Origin of the sequence: Streptomyces sp. DH37 (assembly GCF_029813835.1) — a bacterium.
Classification (GTDB): Bacteria; Actinomycetota; Actinomycetes; order Streptomycetales; family Streptomycetaceae; genus Streptomyces.
The window spans coordinates 14,210-27,802 of the sequence record NZ_JARVKV010000051.1 but is presented as its reverse complement, the minus strand read 5'-3'; the positions used below and the strand labels follow the sequence as shown (position 1 = coordinate 27,802).

Sequence of the window (13,593 nt, the reverse complement as noted above, 5' to 3'; positions counted from 1 at the left end):
CCGATGCCACATACCGACTGGTTAGTCTGTGAGGAAATTCCGTGAACCTCCGATGACCGGTCCCAGCGGCCGGTTCCGGCGGCCGGCACGAGACGAGGGGTGGGCACATGGAGAACCTGCGGGACGCGGGCGTCGTGGTGACCGGAGCGGGCGGCGGCATCGGCGCGGCCCTGGCCCGCGCCTTCGCCGCGCGCGGCGCCCGGGTCGTCGTCAACGACCTCGACGCCGGGCGGGCGCGGGCCGTCGCCGCCGAGATCGGCGGCACGGCGGTGCCCGGCGACGCCTCGGAGGTCGTCCCCGCCGCCCGCGAGGCCCTCGGCGGCGCGGTCGACGTCTTCTGCGCCAACGCCGGCATCGCCCCCGTCGGCGGCCCCGAGGCCGAGGACGCCGTCTGGGACGCCGCCTGGGACGTCAACGTCATGGCCCACGTACGCGCGGCGCGCGCGCTGCTGCCCGAGTGGCTGGAGCGCGGCCGGGGCCGCTTCGTCGCCACCGTCTCGGCCGCCGGGATGCTCACCATGGTCGGCACCGCGCCCTACAGCGTCTCCAAGCACGCCGCCCTCGCCTTCGCCGAGTGGCTGTCGGTCACCTACCGCCACCGCGGGATCGACGTCCACGCGGTCTGCCCGCAGGGCGTGCGCACCGACATGCTCGCCGCCTCCTCCACCGCCGGCGACCTGGTCCTCAAGGGCACGGCCATCGAGCCGGAGGACGTCGCGCGGGCCGTGCTGGAGGCGATCGACGCCGGGCGCTTCCTGGTCCTGCCGCACCCGGAGGTCGGCCGCTACGCCGTCGCCCGGGCATCCGACACCGACGCGTGGCTGGACGCGATGAATCATGTGCAGCGGAAGCTGGAGACAATCCAGCGGGACCAGCAGGTCCGGTAAGACCACCAGGAGCAGGAGGAAGCGCCATGACGAGCTCGGCGAACCAGCGGCAGGGCACCACCGACCAGCCGGTCCCGCAGCGGCTGCTGGCCGCCGCCACCCGGCTGTTCGCCGACCGCGGCTACGACCGCACGTCCGTCCAGGAGATCGTCGAGGCGGCGGGCGTCACCAAGGGCGCCCTCTACCACTACTTCGGCTCCAAGGACGATCTGCTGCACGAGATCTACGGCCGGGTGCTGCGCCTCCAGCAGGAGCGCCTGGACGCCTTCGCGGAGGCCGACGCCCCCGTGGAGCGGCGGCTGCGCGACGCCGCGGCCGACGTCGTCGTCACCACCATCGACAACCTCGACGACGCGTCGATCTTCTTCCGCTCCATGCACCAGCTCAGCGAGGACAAGCAGAAGCAGGTGAGGGCGGAGCGCCGCCGCTACCACGAGCGGTTCCGCGCCCTGATCGAGGAGGGGCAGAAGGCGGGGGTGTTCAGCACCGCCACCCCGGCCGACCTGGTGGTGGACTACCACTTCGGCTCCGTCCACCACCTCAGCACCTGGTACCGGCCCGGCGGCCGCATGACCCCGCAGGAGGTCGCCGACCACCTGGCGGACCTGCTGCTGCGGGCGCTGCGGCCGTAGGCCCCCACCGTGGGCCCGCGGCCCCGGTGCCCCCGAAGAATCCGACACGACCCACGACCCACGACCCACGACCCACGACCACGAACAGGGCGGAGGCCTCAGGTGAAGGCATGGCGCGTCCACGAGAACGGCGAACCGCGCGAGGCGATGCGGCTGGAGGAGGTCCCGGACCCCGAACCGGGCCCCGGCCGCCTCCTGCTGCGCGTACGGGCGGCGAACGTCAACTTCCCCGACGCGCTGCTGTGCCGCGGCCACTACCAGGTGAGGCCCCCGCTGCCCTTCACCCCCGGCGTGGAGCTGTGCGGCGAGGTCGTGGCGGCGGGGGAGGGCACGGCCACCGGGACCGGCACCCGGGTCATCGCCCAGCCCGATCTGCCCCACGGCGCCTTCGCCGAACTGGTGGCGGTCGACGAGGCCCGGTGCGCCCCCGCCCCCGAGGCGCTGGACGACGCCGAGGCCGCCGCCCTCCACATCGGCTACCAGACCGGCTGGTTCGGCCTCCACCGCCGCGCCCGCCTCCGGGCCGGCGAGACGCTGCTGGTCCACGCCGCCGCCGGAGGCGTGGGCAGCGCGGCCGTCCAGCTCGGCAAGGCGGCGGGCGCGACCGTGATCGGCGTGGTGGGCGGCCCGGAGAAGGCCGCGGTGGCCCGGGAGCTGGGCTGCGACGCGGTGATCGACCGGCGCGCGGTCGACGGCGTACGGGGCCTGGCCGAGGCGGTCAAGGAGGCCACCGGCGGCCACGGCGCGGACGTGGTCTACGACCCGGTCGGCGGCGACGCGTACACCGCCTCCACCAAGTGCGTCGCCTTCGAGGGCCGGATCGTGGTCGTCGGCTTCGCCGGCGGCACCATCCCCAGCCCCGGCCTCAACCACGTCCTGGTGAAGAACTACGCGATCCTCGGCCTGCACTGGGGTCTGTACAACACCCACGACCCGGCCGCCGTCCGGGCCTGCCACGAGGAGCTGACCAAGCTCGCCGAGCAGGGCGCGGTCAGGCCGCTGGTGAGCGAGCGCGTGCCGATGGAGGACGCGGCCGACGCCGTCCAGCGCGTCGCCGACGGCACCACCACCGGCCGCGTCGTCGTCCGGCCCTGAGCCCTGCCGGACCGCCCGCCGACGCCGTGTGTCCCCGGACCGCCGGGCGGTCCGGGGACACACGGCTGATGAGGCGGCGGTCCCGGGCGCCGCACACGGCCCTCGCGCAGCCGGAAAGGTCAGGAGGAGTTCACCGGTTGCGCTTCCCCGCATCGTGCAGGTGCTCGGCGTCCTCGACGGCGCCCCACGTGCGCGCACGCTCGAGGTGAAGGCCGATGCGCGTCGCACGCTCCTGCCGCTCCACGTAGAAGTCGAGGGCCGGGTCGGCCGTCTCCGTCCTGGTCCTGCCCTCGGCCGGCGACATGGCGCGCTCCGGGGCGTCGTCATCGATGTCGAGTCCGATCACGGACGTGCGGCACCTCTCCTTCACATCGGAGACGTCCGTAGGTAGGCACCTCACCGACACTGCTTCCGTGGTGCGGCGCAGTGGATTCTCACCTGGCGTGTGCGGAACGCCTGGCAGCCGATGTCACCCGATGAGGAGGACCACGCCGCTTCCACGGCGTTTCGGCCTGGCTACCCCGGGCGCGGGTCCGTCGCCGGCCGTGCGTGCAGCTCGACGTCGTAGCGGACACCGTCATGGGCGAGCTTCCGCCGTTGCAGGCCCTCGGGTGCGGACCCCGCCGCGCGGGCCATGCGACAGGAGGCCGGATTGTCGGTGCGGTGCCCTGGCTCCAGGCGGAACAGGCCCGGGTCGGTGAAGCACCAGTCGGCCAGCGCCCGGCCGCCCCCTCGGGCCGGCCGCCCGCTCCCACCGGTGCGAGGCCATCGCCCGCACTCCCGACGCCGTCCGCCACCTCCTCGCCGCCCTGAGTACTGTCGTCCGCGTCGGCGCGCACTTCGAAAAGGGTGTCCCGGTCGAGCGACAGGAGCAGGCCGCATGAAGGTCCACGACATCTTGGGGGAGCCGGACGAGCACGTTCGCTTCGCGGCCTACCTGGACGAGTTGCGGCAGGTCGCCGCCGCGGACGAGATCGGCCTGGTCGGCAGCGTTCTCACCGATCCGGACCAGATGATGGCCCGGTCCGCCGTACTGCGGCACCTGGACCGCCGAGCCGCGGAGCTCTGCCTCGGCCCCGCCTACGAGGAGTGGGCGGAGGCGATGACCCAGGTGGTGATCCGCCACCCCTTTCTGGTCCGACGCCTGCGGGAGTGGTCCCTCTTCCGAGCCATCGCCCTCGAACTGCCCTGGCACCGGGACGACCTGCTCGCGTCCTCCGACTGGCTCCAGCTCAAAACGGCCGGTGGGCCGAGCGCTGAGGCCATCGAGGTTCTCGCCGAAAGCGGCCGCACCAAGCGGATTCGCAACACCGCCGGGGCCGGCCTCAAACAGCGGAGCAAGCACCGGGCTCAGGCCGCCGACGAAGCCTGACCACTGCTCTGTTTCACCTGAGAGGTACTCCTTCGGCGTCAACAGCCGTGCACCGGCGATACGGTCGCATCATGGAGCCTGATCAGGACACCGTCGTGATACGGAAACCCCTGCCGTCCGGTCCTCCGACCGGATACGTACTGCGTCACGCCCTCACGATCCCCCTTCTGCTGCCGGCTCTGATCGTCGTTGCGCTGGGGGTGGTGAAGCTTATGAAGATCGCCCCTTACCCATGGGCGGCCCTGGCGTACGGACTCACTGTGGCGCTCACCGGTACGTGGGTGCGGCACAGTGCCCGGAAGCGGTGGTTGACGGAAACGGGGGACCCCGGCCGTCCGAGGACGGCGGAAGGCGGCCCGCGTTGACAACCGCTGTCGGCCGGGTCGGCCGACGCCGGCCGCAACGAGCGGGTACACGCCGTCCTGAAGACTTGAGCCCGTACCCTCCTCGATCTCCCGGCCCGGACACACGCGACGCAGCAGGTCGCGCCAACCTCACCCGATCCCGGACCACGGGCCGGCGGTTCCGCTCCTCGGAACCCAGAACAGCGGCCGGCTTGCGCGGCAGTGCTCCTCGGCCTCCTCTTCCCACGGGAAACGCCCGGCCCCGTCCGGCCGGAAAAGCCGCGTGATCGGCAGTGGAGGAGCCTGGTGGAAGTCGATGCCGGCGCCGAGGAAGTCCGTGTACCATCTGGGGTGAACAGGACGGATCGCGGCCTGGTGTCCGTCGCGGATCGCTGCGCCCACGGTGTTCACGATCGGCGTCGTCGTCTCGACGCGCAGCCCGAAGACGCAGACCCCGGGACCGCGCAGTGTGCGCCAGGGCCCGTTGGAGTAGGCCCGGTTAGCAGGTGCGTCGCCATTCGCACCCACGCCCCTCACATGCCGGCCGAAGTCGGTCACGCTCGCGGCTGTCCGGCGGTCGCGCTCCTCCCGGGCGGTTCCCCTCGCCGGGGGTTCGCAAAGGAGGCAGGAGCAGGGGAAGCCGTCCATGCGAGGAGCGCAGGACAGGACTCCGGACGGGCCGCGGGAGGGGGACGACTCGGTGGGGCGGTCCGGGCGCCGCATCCCGCTCCGGGCGTCAGGAGCGTCCTTCCAAGGGGTGTGGTCCCAACCGCCCTCGCGTGCCGGGGGCCGCCGCGGCGGTCTCGCGGCGGTCCCCGGCACGCGTACGCCCCGTGGGCGCGGGCCGTCAGGGCCGGTCGGCGGCGAAGCGCTTCAGCTCGCGGCGGGCCAGCGAGCGCTGGTGGACCTCGTCCGGGCCGTCCGCGAGCTGGAGGGTGCGGGCGCCGGCCCACAGCTCGGCGAGGGGGAAGTCCTGGCTGACGCCGCCCGCGCCGTGCAGCTGCACCGCGCGGTCCAGGATGCCCACGACCGTGCGCGGCACCGCGATCTTGATGGCCTGGATCTCGGTGTGCGCGCCGCGGTTGCCGACGGTGTCCATCAGCCAGGCCGTCTTGAGCACCAGCAGCCGCAGCTGCTCCACCGACACCCGCGCGTCGGCGATCCACTGCTGGACGACGCCCTGCGCGGCCAGCGGCCTGCCGAAGGCGGTACGGGAGGTGGCGCGGCGGCACATCAGCTCGACGGCCCGCTCGGCCATGCCGATCAGCCGCATGCAGTGGTGGATGCGGCCGGGGCCCAGGCGGGCCTGGGCGATGGCGAAGCCGCCGCCCTCCTCGCCGATCAGGTTGGCCACGGGGACGCGCACGTCGTGGAAGAACACCTCGGCGTGGCCGCCGTGCCAGTGGTCCTCGTAGCCGTAGACCGTCATCGCCCGCCGCACCTCGACGCCCGGGGTGTCGCGCGGCACCAGCACCATGGACTGCTGGCGGCGGATGTCGTCGCCGTCCGGGTCGGTCTTGCCCATCACGATGAAGACCGCGCAGTCGGGGTTCATCGCCCCGGAGATGTACCACTTGCGGCCGGTGATGACGTACTCGTCGCCCTCGCGCCGGATCCGCGTCTCGATGTTGGTGGCGTCCGAGGAGGCGACCTCCGGCTCGGTCATCGCGAAGGCCGACCGGATCTCCCCGGCCAGCAGCGGCTTCAGCCACCGCTCGCGCTGCTCGGCGCTGCCGAACTGCGCCAGCACCTCCATGTTGCCGGTGTCCGGGGCGGCGCAGTTGGTCGCGGTCGGGGCGAGCTGCGGGCTGCGGCCGGTGATCTCCGCCAGCGGCGCGTACTGGAGGTTGGTCAGCCCGGCGCCGTGCTCGGCGTCGGGCAGGAAGAGGTTCCACAGCCCCTGCTCGCGGGCCGCGGCCTTCAGCTCCGCCACCACCGGCGGGGTGCGCCACGGCGAGTCCAGCGCCGCGCGCTGCTCGCCGGCCACCGCCTCCGCCGGGTAGACGTGCTCGTCCATGAAGGCCAGCAGCCTCCCGCGGAGCTCCTCGGTGCGGGCGTCGAATTCGAAGTCCATGGCTGTCTAGCCCTCCTGAAGGGTGGTGAGGCCGTTCGAGACGAAGAGGGGGACGAGGGCGCCGATGCGGTCGAAGCCCGCGCCGACGGTCCGCCCGAGGGTGTAGCGGTAGTGGATGCCCTCCAGGATCACGGCGAGCTTGAAGTAGGCGAACGCCGTGTACCAGGCGATGTCGGAGACGTCGCGGCCCGACAGGGACGCGTACCGCTCGATCAGCTCCCGCGCGTCGGGGTGGCCGGGCGCCTCGCGCGTGGTGGCGATGGGGGCGCCGGGGACGTGCCGCTGGCTGCTGTACATCACCAGCAGGCCGAGGTCGGTCAGCGGGTCGCCGAGGGTGGACATCTCCCAGTCGAGGATGGCGGCGATCCCGTCGTCCGCGCCGACGAGCACGTTGTCCAGCCGGTAGTCGCCGTGGACGATCGCGGGGGCGGGGGAGCGGGGCAGCCGGCCGCCGAGGGAGGCGTGCAGCTCGTCGATGCCGGGCAGCTCGCGGCTGCGGGAGGCGTCCAGCTGCTTGCCCCAGCGCCGGAGCTGCCGCTCCAGGAAGCCGTCCGGCCGCCCGAAGTCGCCCAGGCCGACGGAGGCCGGGTCGACCGAGTGCAGCTTCACCAGGGCGTCCGCCAGGCCGAGCACCAGCGCGCGGGTGCGCTCGGGGCCGAGCGGGACGAGTTGTCCGGCGGTGCGGTACGGCGTGCCCTCCACGTACTCCATCACGTAGAAGGGCGCACCGAGGACCGAGTCGTCCTCGCACAGCAGCACCGTGCCGGGCACGGGCACGTCGGTGGGGCCCAGCGCGCTGATCACCCGGTGCTCGCGGGCCATGTCGTGGGCGGTGGCCAGGACGTGGCCCAGCGGAGGCCGCCGCACCACCCAGCGGGAGGAGCCGTCGGTCACCCGGTAGGTGAGGTTCGACCGGCCGCCCTCGATCAGCTCCGCGCTCAGGGGCCCCCGGACGAGCCCCGGGCGCTCGGCGTCCAGGTACGCGCGCAGCCGCGCGGGATCGAGGCCCGGTGGGTGGTGCTCGGTCATCGGAAGGCTCCTCGGCGGGGAGAAGGTGGTCGTACGTACCGGGTAATGATGCCGACCAGTCGGTATGGAGTCCAGAGAGGGGCCGGAAAACCGGATGACCGGCCGGGCGGCGCGGTGGTGGACTGGCGCCGTGCCCCACCGACCGCCCCGGGCCCCGCGGCCCGCGCCGCCGCGCCCCTTCCGCTGGACACTGGCCGGCTCCGGCCGGACGGGCCGCCCCGACCGGATCGGCGCCCTCGCCGCCGGCGCCCCGCCCGCCGACCTGTGGTACCTGGACGAGCTCACCGACTGCGCGGCCAAGGTGCTGGCCCGCTCCGGCGCCGGGGACCTGTGCTTCGTCGGACGCTCCCTGGACAGCATGTACGACCTGCTCACCGGCGCCGTCGAGGACGTGCCCCCGCGCGACCGGCCGGGCCTGCGGCGGCTGCCGGTCTCCGGCGCCGGGCTGTGGCGGGGCGTTCCCCCCGGGGCCCGGGCCAGGCTGCGCGAACACCTCGCCGCCACCGGGCTGAGCCCGTACGACCTGGCCCGCCGCGGACGGCCGGTCGCCCTGGTGGACGTGGTGCACTCCGGCGACACCTTCGCCCTCCTGCACCGCGAGATCGCCGCCTGGGCCGAGGAGAACCGCGAGCCGTGGCCGGTGATCCGCCGCACCCTGCGGTACGTCGGCGTCACCTGGCGCGGCAGGACCAGCCCCCACCACCCCCGCTGGCAGCAGAGCGGGAGCCACGCCTGGACGCGCACGCTGCCCGCGGGCAACGTGGTGAACGTCTCGCTGCACGGGGCGGTGTGGGGCTGGTTCGGCGACCACCAGCCCAAGGTGCACCGCTCGTTCCCCGCGGAGCGCTGGTTCGACGAGGACGCCGGCCGGCCGCCCCGCCACCAGGCGCTTCCCCGGGCGCTCGCCGAGTCCCTGGCCGTGGTCGCCGCGGGGCGCACCCCCGAGGTCCGCCAGGCCCTGGCGCGCGGCATGCTCGCCGAGCCCGCGGCCGCCGACCGCGCGGTCCGCGCCCTGGCCCACCGGCTGCGGCACGCGCCCCGGAGCCGGCGGCGCGTCAGCGGGGGACGGCGGCGACGGCCAGCTCCGTGACCTCGTCCGGCGTCCCGTCGATGGGGACGGCCGCGCCCGCCTCGTCCGCGTCCAGCGGCTCCAGCGTCTCGAACTGGGACCTCAGCAGCGCGGGCGGCATGAAGTGGCCCTCGCGGCCCGCCAGTCGACCGCCGATCAGCTCGGGGGAGCCGTCGAGGTGGAGGAAGAACACCTCCGGCGCGGCCCGGCGCAACCGGTCGCGGTAGGCGCGCTTGAGGGCGGAGCAGGTGACCACGCCGCCCTCCCCGTCCTGGGCCTTGAGCCAGGCGGCGATCGCGTCCAGCCAGGGGTCGCGGTCGGCGTCGGTCAGCGGGACGCCCGACGCCATCTTCGCCACGTTCTCCGGCGGGTGGAAGTCGTCGGCCTCCGCGTACGGCACCCCCAGCCGTTCCGCCAGGGCCGTGCCCACCGTCGTCTTCCCGGACCCGGACACACCCATCACCACGACGAGCGCACTCACCACAGCCACACCACCACTCCTGAAATCGGCACGGCCAGCGTACAGACGACCGCCGCGTACGCCGTGCGCGTACCCAGCGGACCCGGGCGGGGCACATCCAGCGCGCGGGCGCGGCGGTGGGCCACTGCCAGGAACGCCAGCCACACCAGCGCCCCCAGCGCCGCCGCGTACGCCCGCGGCGGCCCGCCGTCGTGCACCGCCCCGCGGGCCAGCAGCGCCACCACCACCGCGAAGGCGAGGGTGGTGCGCCGCCACGCCATCCGGGTGCGCTCCGGCTGCGCGGCCGGATCGCGTACGGCCGCCCCGGCCCCGCGGGACCCGCCGTCGCGGGGCCGGCGGTCCGCGCTCACCGGCCCAGCTCCCCGAGCACCACCCCGGCCACCACCACCAGCGCGGCCACCGCCGTGCCCAGCGCCAGCAGGACGGGGAAGCGGGACAGCGGCAGGTCCTCGCCGCGCCGCATGGCCCGCTCGGTGCGCAGCCAGTGGTTGACCGCCCGCACCGCGCACAGCGCGCCGCCCGCCAGCAGCACCACGGCGATCGCCGTCCGCGCCCCGGCGCGCATCCCCGTCAGGAACTGGTCCACCGCGATGCCGCCCGCGACCAGCGCCAGCGAGGTGCGGATCCACGCCAGGAAGGTCCGCTCGTTGGCCAGCGAGAAGCGGTAGTCGGGGGTGGTGCCCTCGGTCCGCATCCGCTCCGGCGCCAGCCACAGCCGCACCGGGTCCCGGAGCCGGTCCCAGAGGCGTTCGATCATGCTCCCGACCCTACGCGGGGCTCCCGCCGCGCTCCCGGTGCCACTCCCTCAGCCGCCGGTGGCACTCCAGCCCGTCGGGCACCACGTCCCACTCCGCCAGCCGCCGCTCCAGCTCGTCCTCCGGCAGGAAGTCCCACCAGGCGACCTCCTCGGCCTGCGGGCGCACCGGCAGGTCGCACCGCACCTCGTACACGGCCAGGAACCAGGTGTGCTCCGGCGACTCGTACAGGAACGTCAGCCGGTACTCCGGGCGCGGCAGCCCGCTCACCCCCAGCTCCTCCTCGGCCTCGCGCAGTGCCGCCTCGTCGTAGCTCTCGCCCGCGCCGACCACGCCCCCGACCACCACGTCGTACATCGAGGGGAAGACCAGCTTGTCCGGGGTGCGGCGGTGCACGAAGATCCGCCCCTCGGCGTCGCGCACCCGCACCGACACGCAGCGGTGCCGCATCCGCCGGGCGACGGCCGTACCGCGCCGGGCCCGCCCGATCACACGGTCGTACGCGTCCACGATGTCCAGCAGCTCGTCCGCGGACCGGCCCGCCGTCTCCTCGCTCGTCATCCGACCATCAAAGCAACCCGTGGGGGGTGCCGTGCGCCCGGGCGGGCGGTTACCCTCCGGTTCACCAGCGCGGACGAGCCGAGGAGCGGGTGGGCAGATGGCGTACGACGCCGACGTGATCGTGATCGGGGCCGGCCTGGCCGGGCTCGCGGCCACCGCCGAACTGGCCGACGCCGGGCGGAAGGTGATCCTGCTCGACCAGGAGCCCGAGGCGTCGCTGGGCGGCCAGGCGCACTGGTCCTTCGGCGGCCTGTTCCTCGTCGACTCCCCCGAGCAGCGCCGCATGCGCATCCGCGACAGCCGCGAACTGGCCTGGCAGGACTGGCTCGGCACGGCCGGCTTCGACCGCGAGGAGGACGCCTGGCCGCGCCGCTGGGCCGAGGCGTACGTCGACTTCGCCGCCGGCGAGAAGCGGGCCTGGCTGCGCGCCCGGGGCGTGCGGCTGTTCCCCGTCGTCGGCTGGGCCGAGCGCGGCGGCTACGGCGCCACCGGCCACGGCAACTCGGTGCCGCGCTTCCACATCACCTGGGGCACCGGGCCCGGCCTGGTCGAACCCTTCGAGCGGCGTGTGCGGGAGGCGGCCGAGCGGGGCCTGGTCGACCTGCGCTTCCGGCACCGCGTCACCGGCCTCGCCCGCAGCGCGGGCGCCGTGGACACCGTCACCGGCGAGGTGCTCGCCCCCAGCGGCGCCGAACGCGGCACGGCCAGCGGCCGGGAGGCGACCGGCGTCTTCGACCTGCGGGCCCAGGCCGTGGTCGTCGCCTCCGGCGGCATCGGCGGCAACCACGACCTGGTGCGCGCCAACTGGCCGGAGCGGCTGGGCACCCCGCCGAAGCGGATGCTCTCCGGCGTCCCCGCCCACGTCGACGGCGCGATGCTCGGCATCGCCGAGGAGGCCGGCGGCCGGATCGTCAACCGCGACCGGATGTGGCACTACACCGAGGGCATCGAGAACTGGAACCCCGTCTGGGCCCGGCACGGCATCCGCATCCTGCCCGGCCCGTCGTCCCTGTGGCTGGACGCCACCGGGAAGCGGCTGCCGGTGCCGCTCTTCCCCGGCTTCGACACCCTCGGCACCCTCGAGCACATCATGCGGACCGGCCACGAGTACACCTGGTTCGTCCTCACCCGGAAGATCATCGAGAAGGAGTTCGCGCTCTCGGGCTCCGAGCAGAACCCCGACCTCACCGGCCGCAGCGTCCGACAGGTCCTCGGCCGGGCCCGCGCGGGCGCGCCCGGCCCGGTGCGCGCCTTCATGGAGCGGGGCGCCGACTTCGTCGTCGAGCGCGACCTGTCCGCCCTGGTGCGCGGCATGAACGCGCTGACCGGCGAGGACCTGATCGACGAGACCGCCCTGCGCCGCGAGATCACCGCCCGCGACCGCGAGATCGGCAACACCTTCACCAAGGACCTCCAGATCACGGCCGTCCGCGGCGCCCGCACCTACCTCGGCGACAAGCTGATCCGCGTCGCCCCGCCGCACCGCCTGCTGGACCCCGGGGCGGGCCCGCTGATCGCCGTGCGCCTGAACATCCTCACCCGCAAGACCCTCGGCGGCCTGGAGACCGACCTGTCCTCCCGCGTCCTCACCGGGGGCGGCGAGGTGCTGCCCGGCCTCTACGCGGCGGGGGAGGCCGCCGGGTTCGGCGGGGGCGGCATGCACGGCTACCGCTCCCTGGAGGGCACCTTCCTGGGCGGCTGCCTCTTCTCGGGCCGCGCCGCGGGCCGCGCGGCGGCGAAGGCCGTGGGCTGATCCGGCCGGGCGGTGGACCGGCCGCCTGCGGGGAGGGCACCCACCGCCGGGAACCGCGCGGGGGCCCGGACCGTCTGTGGCCGGGAACGCACGGCCGGGGATTCCGGCCGGCGGACGGCGCACGGAGGGGGAGCGGGAGTGGGGACGGAGACGATCCGCGCCGGACGGGCGGGGGAGCGGTACGGGGGCGCGCGGCGCCGGGCGGCGGCGGTGGCCGCCCTGCTGCTCCTCGTTCAATCCGTCTGGCTGGCCCGGCCCGCGCACGCCTGCGGCTGCGGCGGCATGGTGCCGGCCGGGGGCACCACCGTCAGCGTGCGGGAGGAGACCTCCGTGGTGCGCTGGGACGGCCGCACCGAGCGGATCGTCATGCGCCTCACGGTCGGCGGCGACGCCTCCGAGGCCGCCTGGATCATGCCGGTGCCCGGCCGGGCCACCGTGGAACTGGGCGACCGCGCGCTCTTCGACGAGCTGGAGGAGGTCACCGCGCCCGTCCGGGAGACCCGCCGCCACTTCTGGCCCCGCTCCGGCGACTGGCCCTTCGACGGGGCCGACGGCGCCGTGGCCGGCGCGCCGCCCGGCGGCGCCGCCCCGCCGGTGGGCGTCGTCGGCCGCGAGCGGCTCGGCCCCTTCGACGTCGCCCGCCTCACCGCCACCGACCCCGGCGCCCTGGACGGCTGGCTGCGCGACAACGGCTTCGAGCTGCCCGACCGCCTCGCCCGCGAACTGGAGCCGTACGTCGAGGAGGAGTGGCAGTACGTCGCCGTCCGCCTCGCCCCCGCGCGGGAGGACGGGAACGAGGGCGACGGCAAGAACGGCGACACCCCGCCGCCGGTCCTCGGCGGGGCCCTGGACCCCCTGAGCATCACCTTCGGCTCCGACCGGCCGGTCTACCCCATGCGGCTGTCCCGCGCCGCGCGCACGCCCCAGGCCCTGCGGCTGTACGTCCTGGCCCCCCACCGCATGGAGCCCGCCGGTCCCATCGGCGGGGAGCGCCCCGAGGTCCTCCACGCCGGCCGGCTGACCGGGGCGGAGCTGGCGGGCCGGACCGGGCTGCGCGAGCTGGTGGGCGAGCCGGCGGGTGGGGAGGCGGACGGGGAGGTGTTCCTGACCGCCCTCGCCCAGGACTTCCCGCACCCGGAGCGCATCAGCGGCGACCACGAGCTGCGCCGCGCGGAGGCCGACACCCCCTACCGCGCCGTGGAGTACGACGACGAGCTGCTCACCTGGGGCGGCGTCCCGGCGTGGATCGCCACCTCGCTCGCCGTCCTCGTCCTCCCGCTCGCCGCCGCGGCCGGGCTGGTCCGGCGCGGCAGGGCCGCCCGGGGCGGACGCGTCGGCGGCTCCCCGCCGCGCCCGTAGCCGCCGCCGGACGGCGAAGAGCCCCTCGCGGAATCCGCGAGGGGCTCTCTTCGTTCCACCGGTGTCCGGAGGGGGACTTGAACCCCCACGCCCGATAAAGGGCACTAGCACCTCAAGCTAGCGCGTCTGCCATTCCGCCACCCGGACAGGTGCGCCGTCGACCGCGGTCGTGGCGACGTGTA

The 13,593-nt window shown here is 74.8% G+C and carries 15 protein-coding genes, 1 tRNA gene and 1 pseudogene; 7 read left to right on the top strand and 10 right to left on the bottom strand.

Going from position 1 to position 13,593, the window contains the following annotated elements; translation table 11 throughout:
- Nucleotides 1–107 precede the first annotated feature (107 nt).
- The 3 genes from QC029_RS22250 (at nucleotide 108) to QC029_RS22240 (ending at nucleotide 2,614) form a co-directional block, all read left to right on the top strand.
- Complete coding sequence (locus QC029_RS22250; protein ID WP_279557510.1) at nucleotides 108–887, top strand: SDR family oxidoreductase; 780 nt, start codon at nucleotides 108–110, stop codon at nucleotides 885–887.
- A 26-nt stretch (nucleotides 888–913) separates the two neighbouring features.
- Nucleotides 914–1,519 carry a TetR/AcrR family transcriptional regulator gene (locus QC029_RS22245; RefSeq protein ID WP_279557509.1) on the top strand — a complete coding sequence of 202 codons (606 nt, stop codon included), beginning with the start codon at nucleotides 914–916 and terminating at the stop codon, nucleotides 1,517–1,519.
- A gap of 102 nt (nucleotides 1,520–1,621) precedes the next feature.
- Nucleotides 1,622–2,614 (top strand): NADPH:quinone oxidoreductase family protein, encoded by a 993-nt coding sequence (locus tag QC029_RS22240; RefSeq protein WP_279557508.1) that lies wholly within the window; start codon nucleotides 1,622–1,624, stop codon nucleotides 2,612–2,614.
- A gap of 130 nt (nucleotides 2,615–2,744) precedes the next feature.
- Here QC029_RS22240 and QC029_RS22235 read toward each other — a convergent pair whose 3' ends face one another.
- Nucleotides 2,745–2,960, bottom strand: a complete 216-nt coding sequence (locus tag QC029_RS22235) for a type II toxin-antitoxin system VapB family antitoxin (RefSeq protein ID WP_279557507.1) — start codon at nucleotides 2,958–2,960, stop codon at nucleotides 2,745–2,747.
- A gap of 170 nt (nucleotides 2,961–3,130) precedes the next feature.
- Nucleotides 3,131–3,343: pseudogene (locus tag QC029_RS22230) on the bottom strand (GNAT family N-acetyltransferase); the annotation flags it as partial.
- Nucleotides 3,344–3,494: 151 nt separating this feature from the next.
- Between QC029_RS22230 and QC029_RS22225 the strand changes: the two are divergent.
- Nucleotides 3,495–3,986 (top strand): hypothetical protein, encoded by a 492-nt coding sequence (locus QC029_RS22225; RefSeq protein ID WP_279557506.1) that lies wholly within the window; start codon nucleotides 3,495–3,497, stop codon nucleotides 3,984–3,986.
- 494 nt (nucleotides 3,987–4,480) lie between these two features.
- Here the strand turns inward: QC029_RS22225 and QC029_RS22220 are convergent, their stop codons facing one another.
- The 3 genes from QC029_RS22220 to QC029_RS22210 all read right to left on the bottom strand — a co-directional run bounded on the left by QC029_RS22220 (nucleotide 4,481) and on the right by QC029_RS22210 (nucleotide 7,433).
- Nucleotides 4,481–4,888 carry a DUF4262 domain-containing protein gene (locus QC029_RS22220; RefSeq protein ID WP_279557505.1) on the bottom strand — a complete coding sequence of 136 codons (408 nt, stop codon included), beginning with the start codon at nucleotides 4,886–4,888 and terminating at the stop codon, nucleotides 4,481–4,483.
- 289 nt (nucleotides 4,889–5,177) lie between these two features.
- Nucleotides 5,178–6,404 (bottom strand): acyl-CoA dehydrogenase family protein, encoded by a 1,227-nt coding sequence (locus QC029_RS22215; protein WP_279557504.1) that lies wholly within the window; start codon nucleotides 6,402–6,404, stop codon nucleotides 5,178–5,180.
- 6 nt (nucleotides 6,405–6,410) lie between these two features.
- A complete protein-coding gene (locus QC029_RS22210; RefSeq protein WP_279557503.1) occupies nucleotides 6,411–7,433 on the bottom strand; it encodes a phosphotransferase family protein in 1,023 nt (340 codons plus the stop codon).
- A 130-nt stretch (nucleotides 7,434–7,563) separates the two neighbouring features.
- Between QC029_RS22210 and QC029_RS22205 the strand changes: the two genes are divergently transcribed.
- The gene (locus QC029_RS22205; RefSeq protein ID WP_279557502.1) at nucleotides 7,564–8,523 is read left to right on the top strand and encodes a hypothetical protein; all 960 of its coding nucleotides are present in this window, start codon (nucleotides 7,564–7,566) and stop codon (nucleotides 8,521–8,523) included.
- Here the strand turns inward: QC029_RS22205 and QC029_RS22200 are convergent.
- Genes QC029_RS22200 through QC029_RS22185 form a run of 4 tightly spaced genes read right to left on the bottom strand, consistent with a single transcriptional unit; the run spans nucleotide 8,489 to nucleotide 10,299 of the window.
- Nucleotides 8,489–8,962 (bottom strand): gluconokinase, encoded by a 474-nt coding sequence (locus QC029_RS22200; RefSeq protein ID WP_279557534.1) that lies wholly within the window; start codon nucleotides 8,960–8,962, stop codon nucleotides 8,489–8,491. The two genes, QC029_RS22205 and QC029_RS22200, sit on opposite strands and share 35 nt — an antisense overlap.
- Before the next feature lie 17 nt (nucleotides 8,963–8,979).
- On the bottom strand, nucleotides 8,980–9,333 hold the full coding sequence (locus QC029_RS22195) for a DUF202 domain-containing protein (protein WP_279557501.1): 354 nt from the start codon (nucleotides 9,331–9,333) through the stop codon (nucleotides 8,980–8,982).
- The gene (locus QC029_RS22190) at nucleotides 9,330–9,740 is read right to left on the bottom strand and encodes a YidH family protein (RefSeq protein WP_279557500.1); all 411 of its coding nucleotides are present in this window, start codon (nucleotides 9,738–9,740) and stop codon (nucleotides 9,330–9,332) included. Before QC029_RS22190 ends, QC029_RS22195 begins: the two co-directional genes overlap by 4 nt.
- A 10-nt stretch (nucleotides 9,741–9,750) precedes the next feature.
- Nucleotides 9,751–10,299, bottom strand: a complete 549-nt coding sequence (locus QC029_RS22185; protein WP_279557499.1) for an NUDIX domain-containing protein — start codon at nucleotides 10,297–10,299, stop codon at nucleotides 9,751–9,753.
- Nucleotides 10,300–10,396: 97 nt separating this feature from the next.
- On the opposite strand from QC029_RS22185, the gene QC029_RS22180 reads away from it, so the two are divergent.
- Nucleotides 10,397–12,052 carry an FAD-binding dehydrogenase gene (locus QC029_RS22180; protein ID WP_279557498.1) on the top strand — a complete coding sequence of 552 codons (1,656 nt, stop codon included), beginning with the start codon at nucleotides 10,397–10,399 and terminating at the stop codon, nucleotides 12,050–12,052.
- 219 nt (nucleotides 12,053–12,271) lie between these two features.
- Nucleotides 12,272–13,411 (top strand): DUF2330 domain-containing protein, encoded by a 1,140-nt coding sequence (locus QC029_RS22175; RefSeq protein WP_279557533.1) that lies wholly within the window; start codon nucleotides 12,272–12,274, stop codon nucleotides 13,409–13,411.
- A gap of 62 nt (nucleotides 13,412–13,473) precedes the next feature.
- Here QC029_RS22175 and QC029_RS22170 read toward each other — a convergent pair.
- Nucleotides 13,474–13,558: transfer RNA gene (locus QC029_RS22170), tRNA-Leu, on the bottom strand.
- Nucleotides 13,559–13,593 lie beyond the last annotated feature (35 nt).

Coding starts and splice junctions, on each gene's coding strand:
- QC029_RS22190 (WP_279557500.1), bottom strand. CDS start 9,740: ATGATCGAACGCCTCTGGGACCGGCTCCGGGACCCGGTGCGGCTGTGG.
- QC029_RS22215 (WP_279557504.1), bottom strand. CDS start 6,404: ATGGACTTCGAATTCGACGCCCGCACCGAGGAGCTCCGCGGGAGGCTG.
- QC029_RS22225 (WP_279557506.1), top strand. CDS start 3,495: ATGAAGGTCCACGACATCTTGGGGGAGCCGGACGAGCACGTTCGCTTC.
- QC029_RS22210 (WP_279557503.1), bottom strand. CDS start 7,433: ATGACCGAGCACCACCCACCGGGCCTCGATCCCGCGCGGCTGCGCGCG.
- QC029_RS22250 (WP_279557510.1), top strand. CDS start 108: ATGGAGAACCTGCGGGACGCGGGCGTCGTGGTGACCGGAGCGGGCGGC.
- QC029_RS22185 (WP_279557499.1), bottom strand. CDS start 10,299: ATGACGAGCGAGGAGACGGCGGGCCGGTCCGCGGACGAGCTGCTGGAC.
- QC029_RS22200 (WP_279557534.1), bottom strand. CDS start 8,962: ATGGGTGTGTCCGGGTCCGGGAAGACGACGGTGGGCACGGCCCTGGCG.
- QC029_RS22180 (WP_279557498.1), top strand. CDS start 10,397: ATGGCGTACGACGCCGACGTGATCGTGATCGGGGCCGGCCTGGCCGGG.
- QC029_RS22245 (WP_279557509.1), top strand. CDS start 914: ATGACGAGCTCGGCGAACCAGCGGCAGGGCACCACCGACCAGCCGGTC.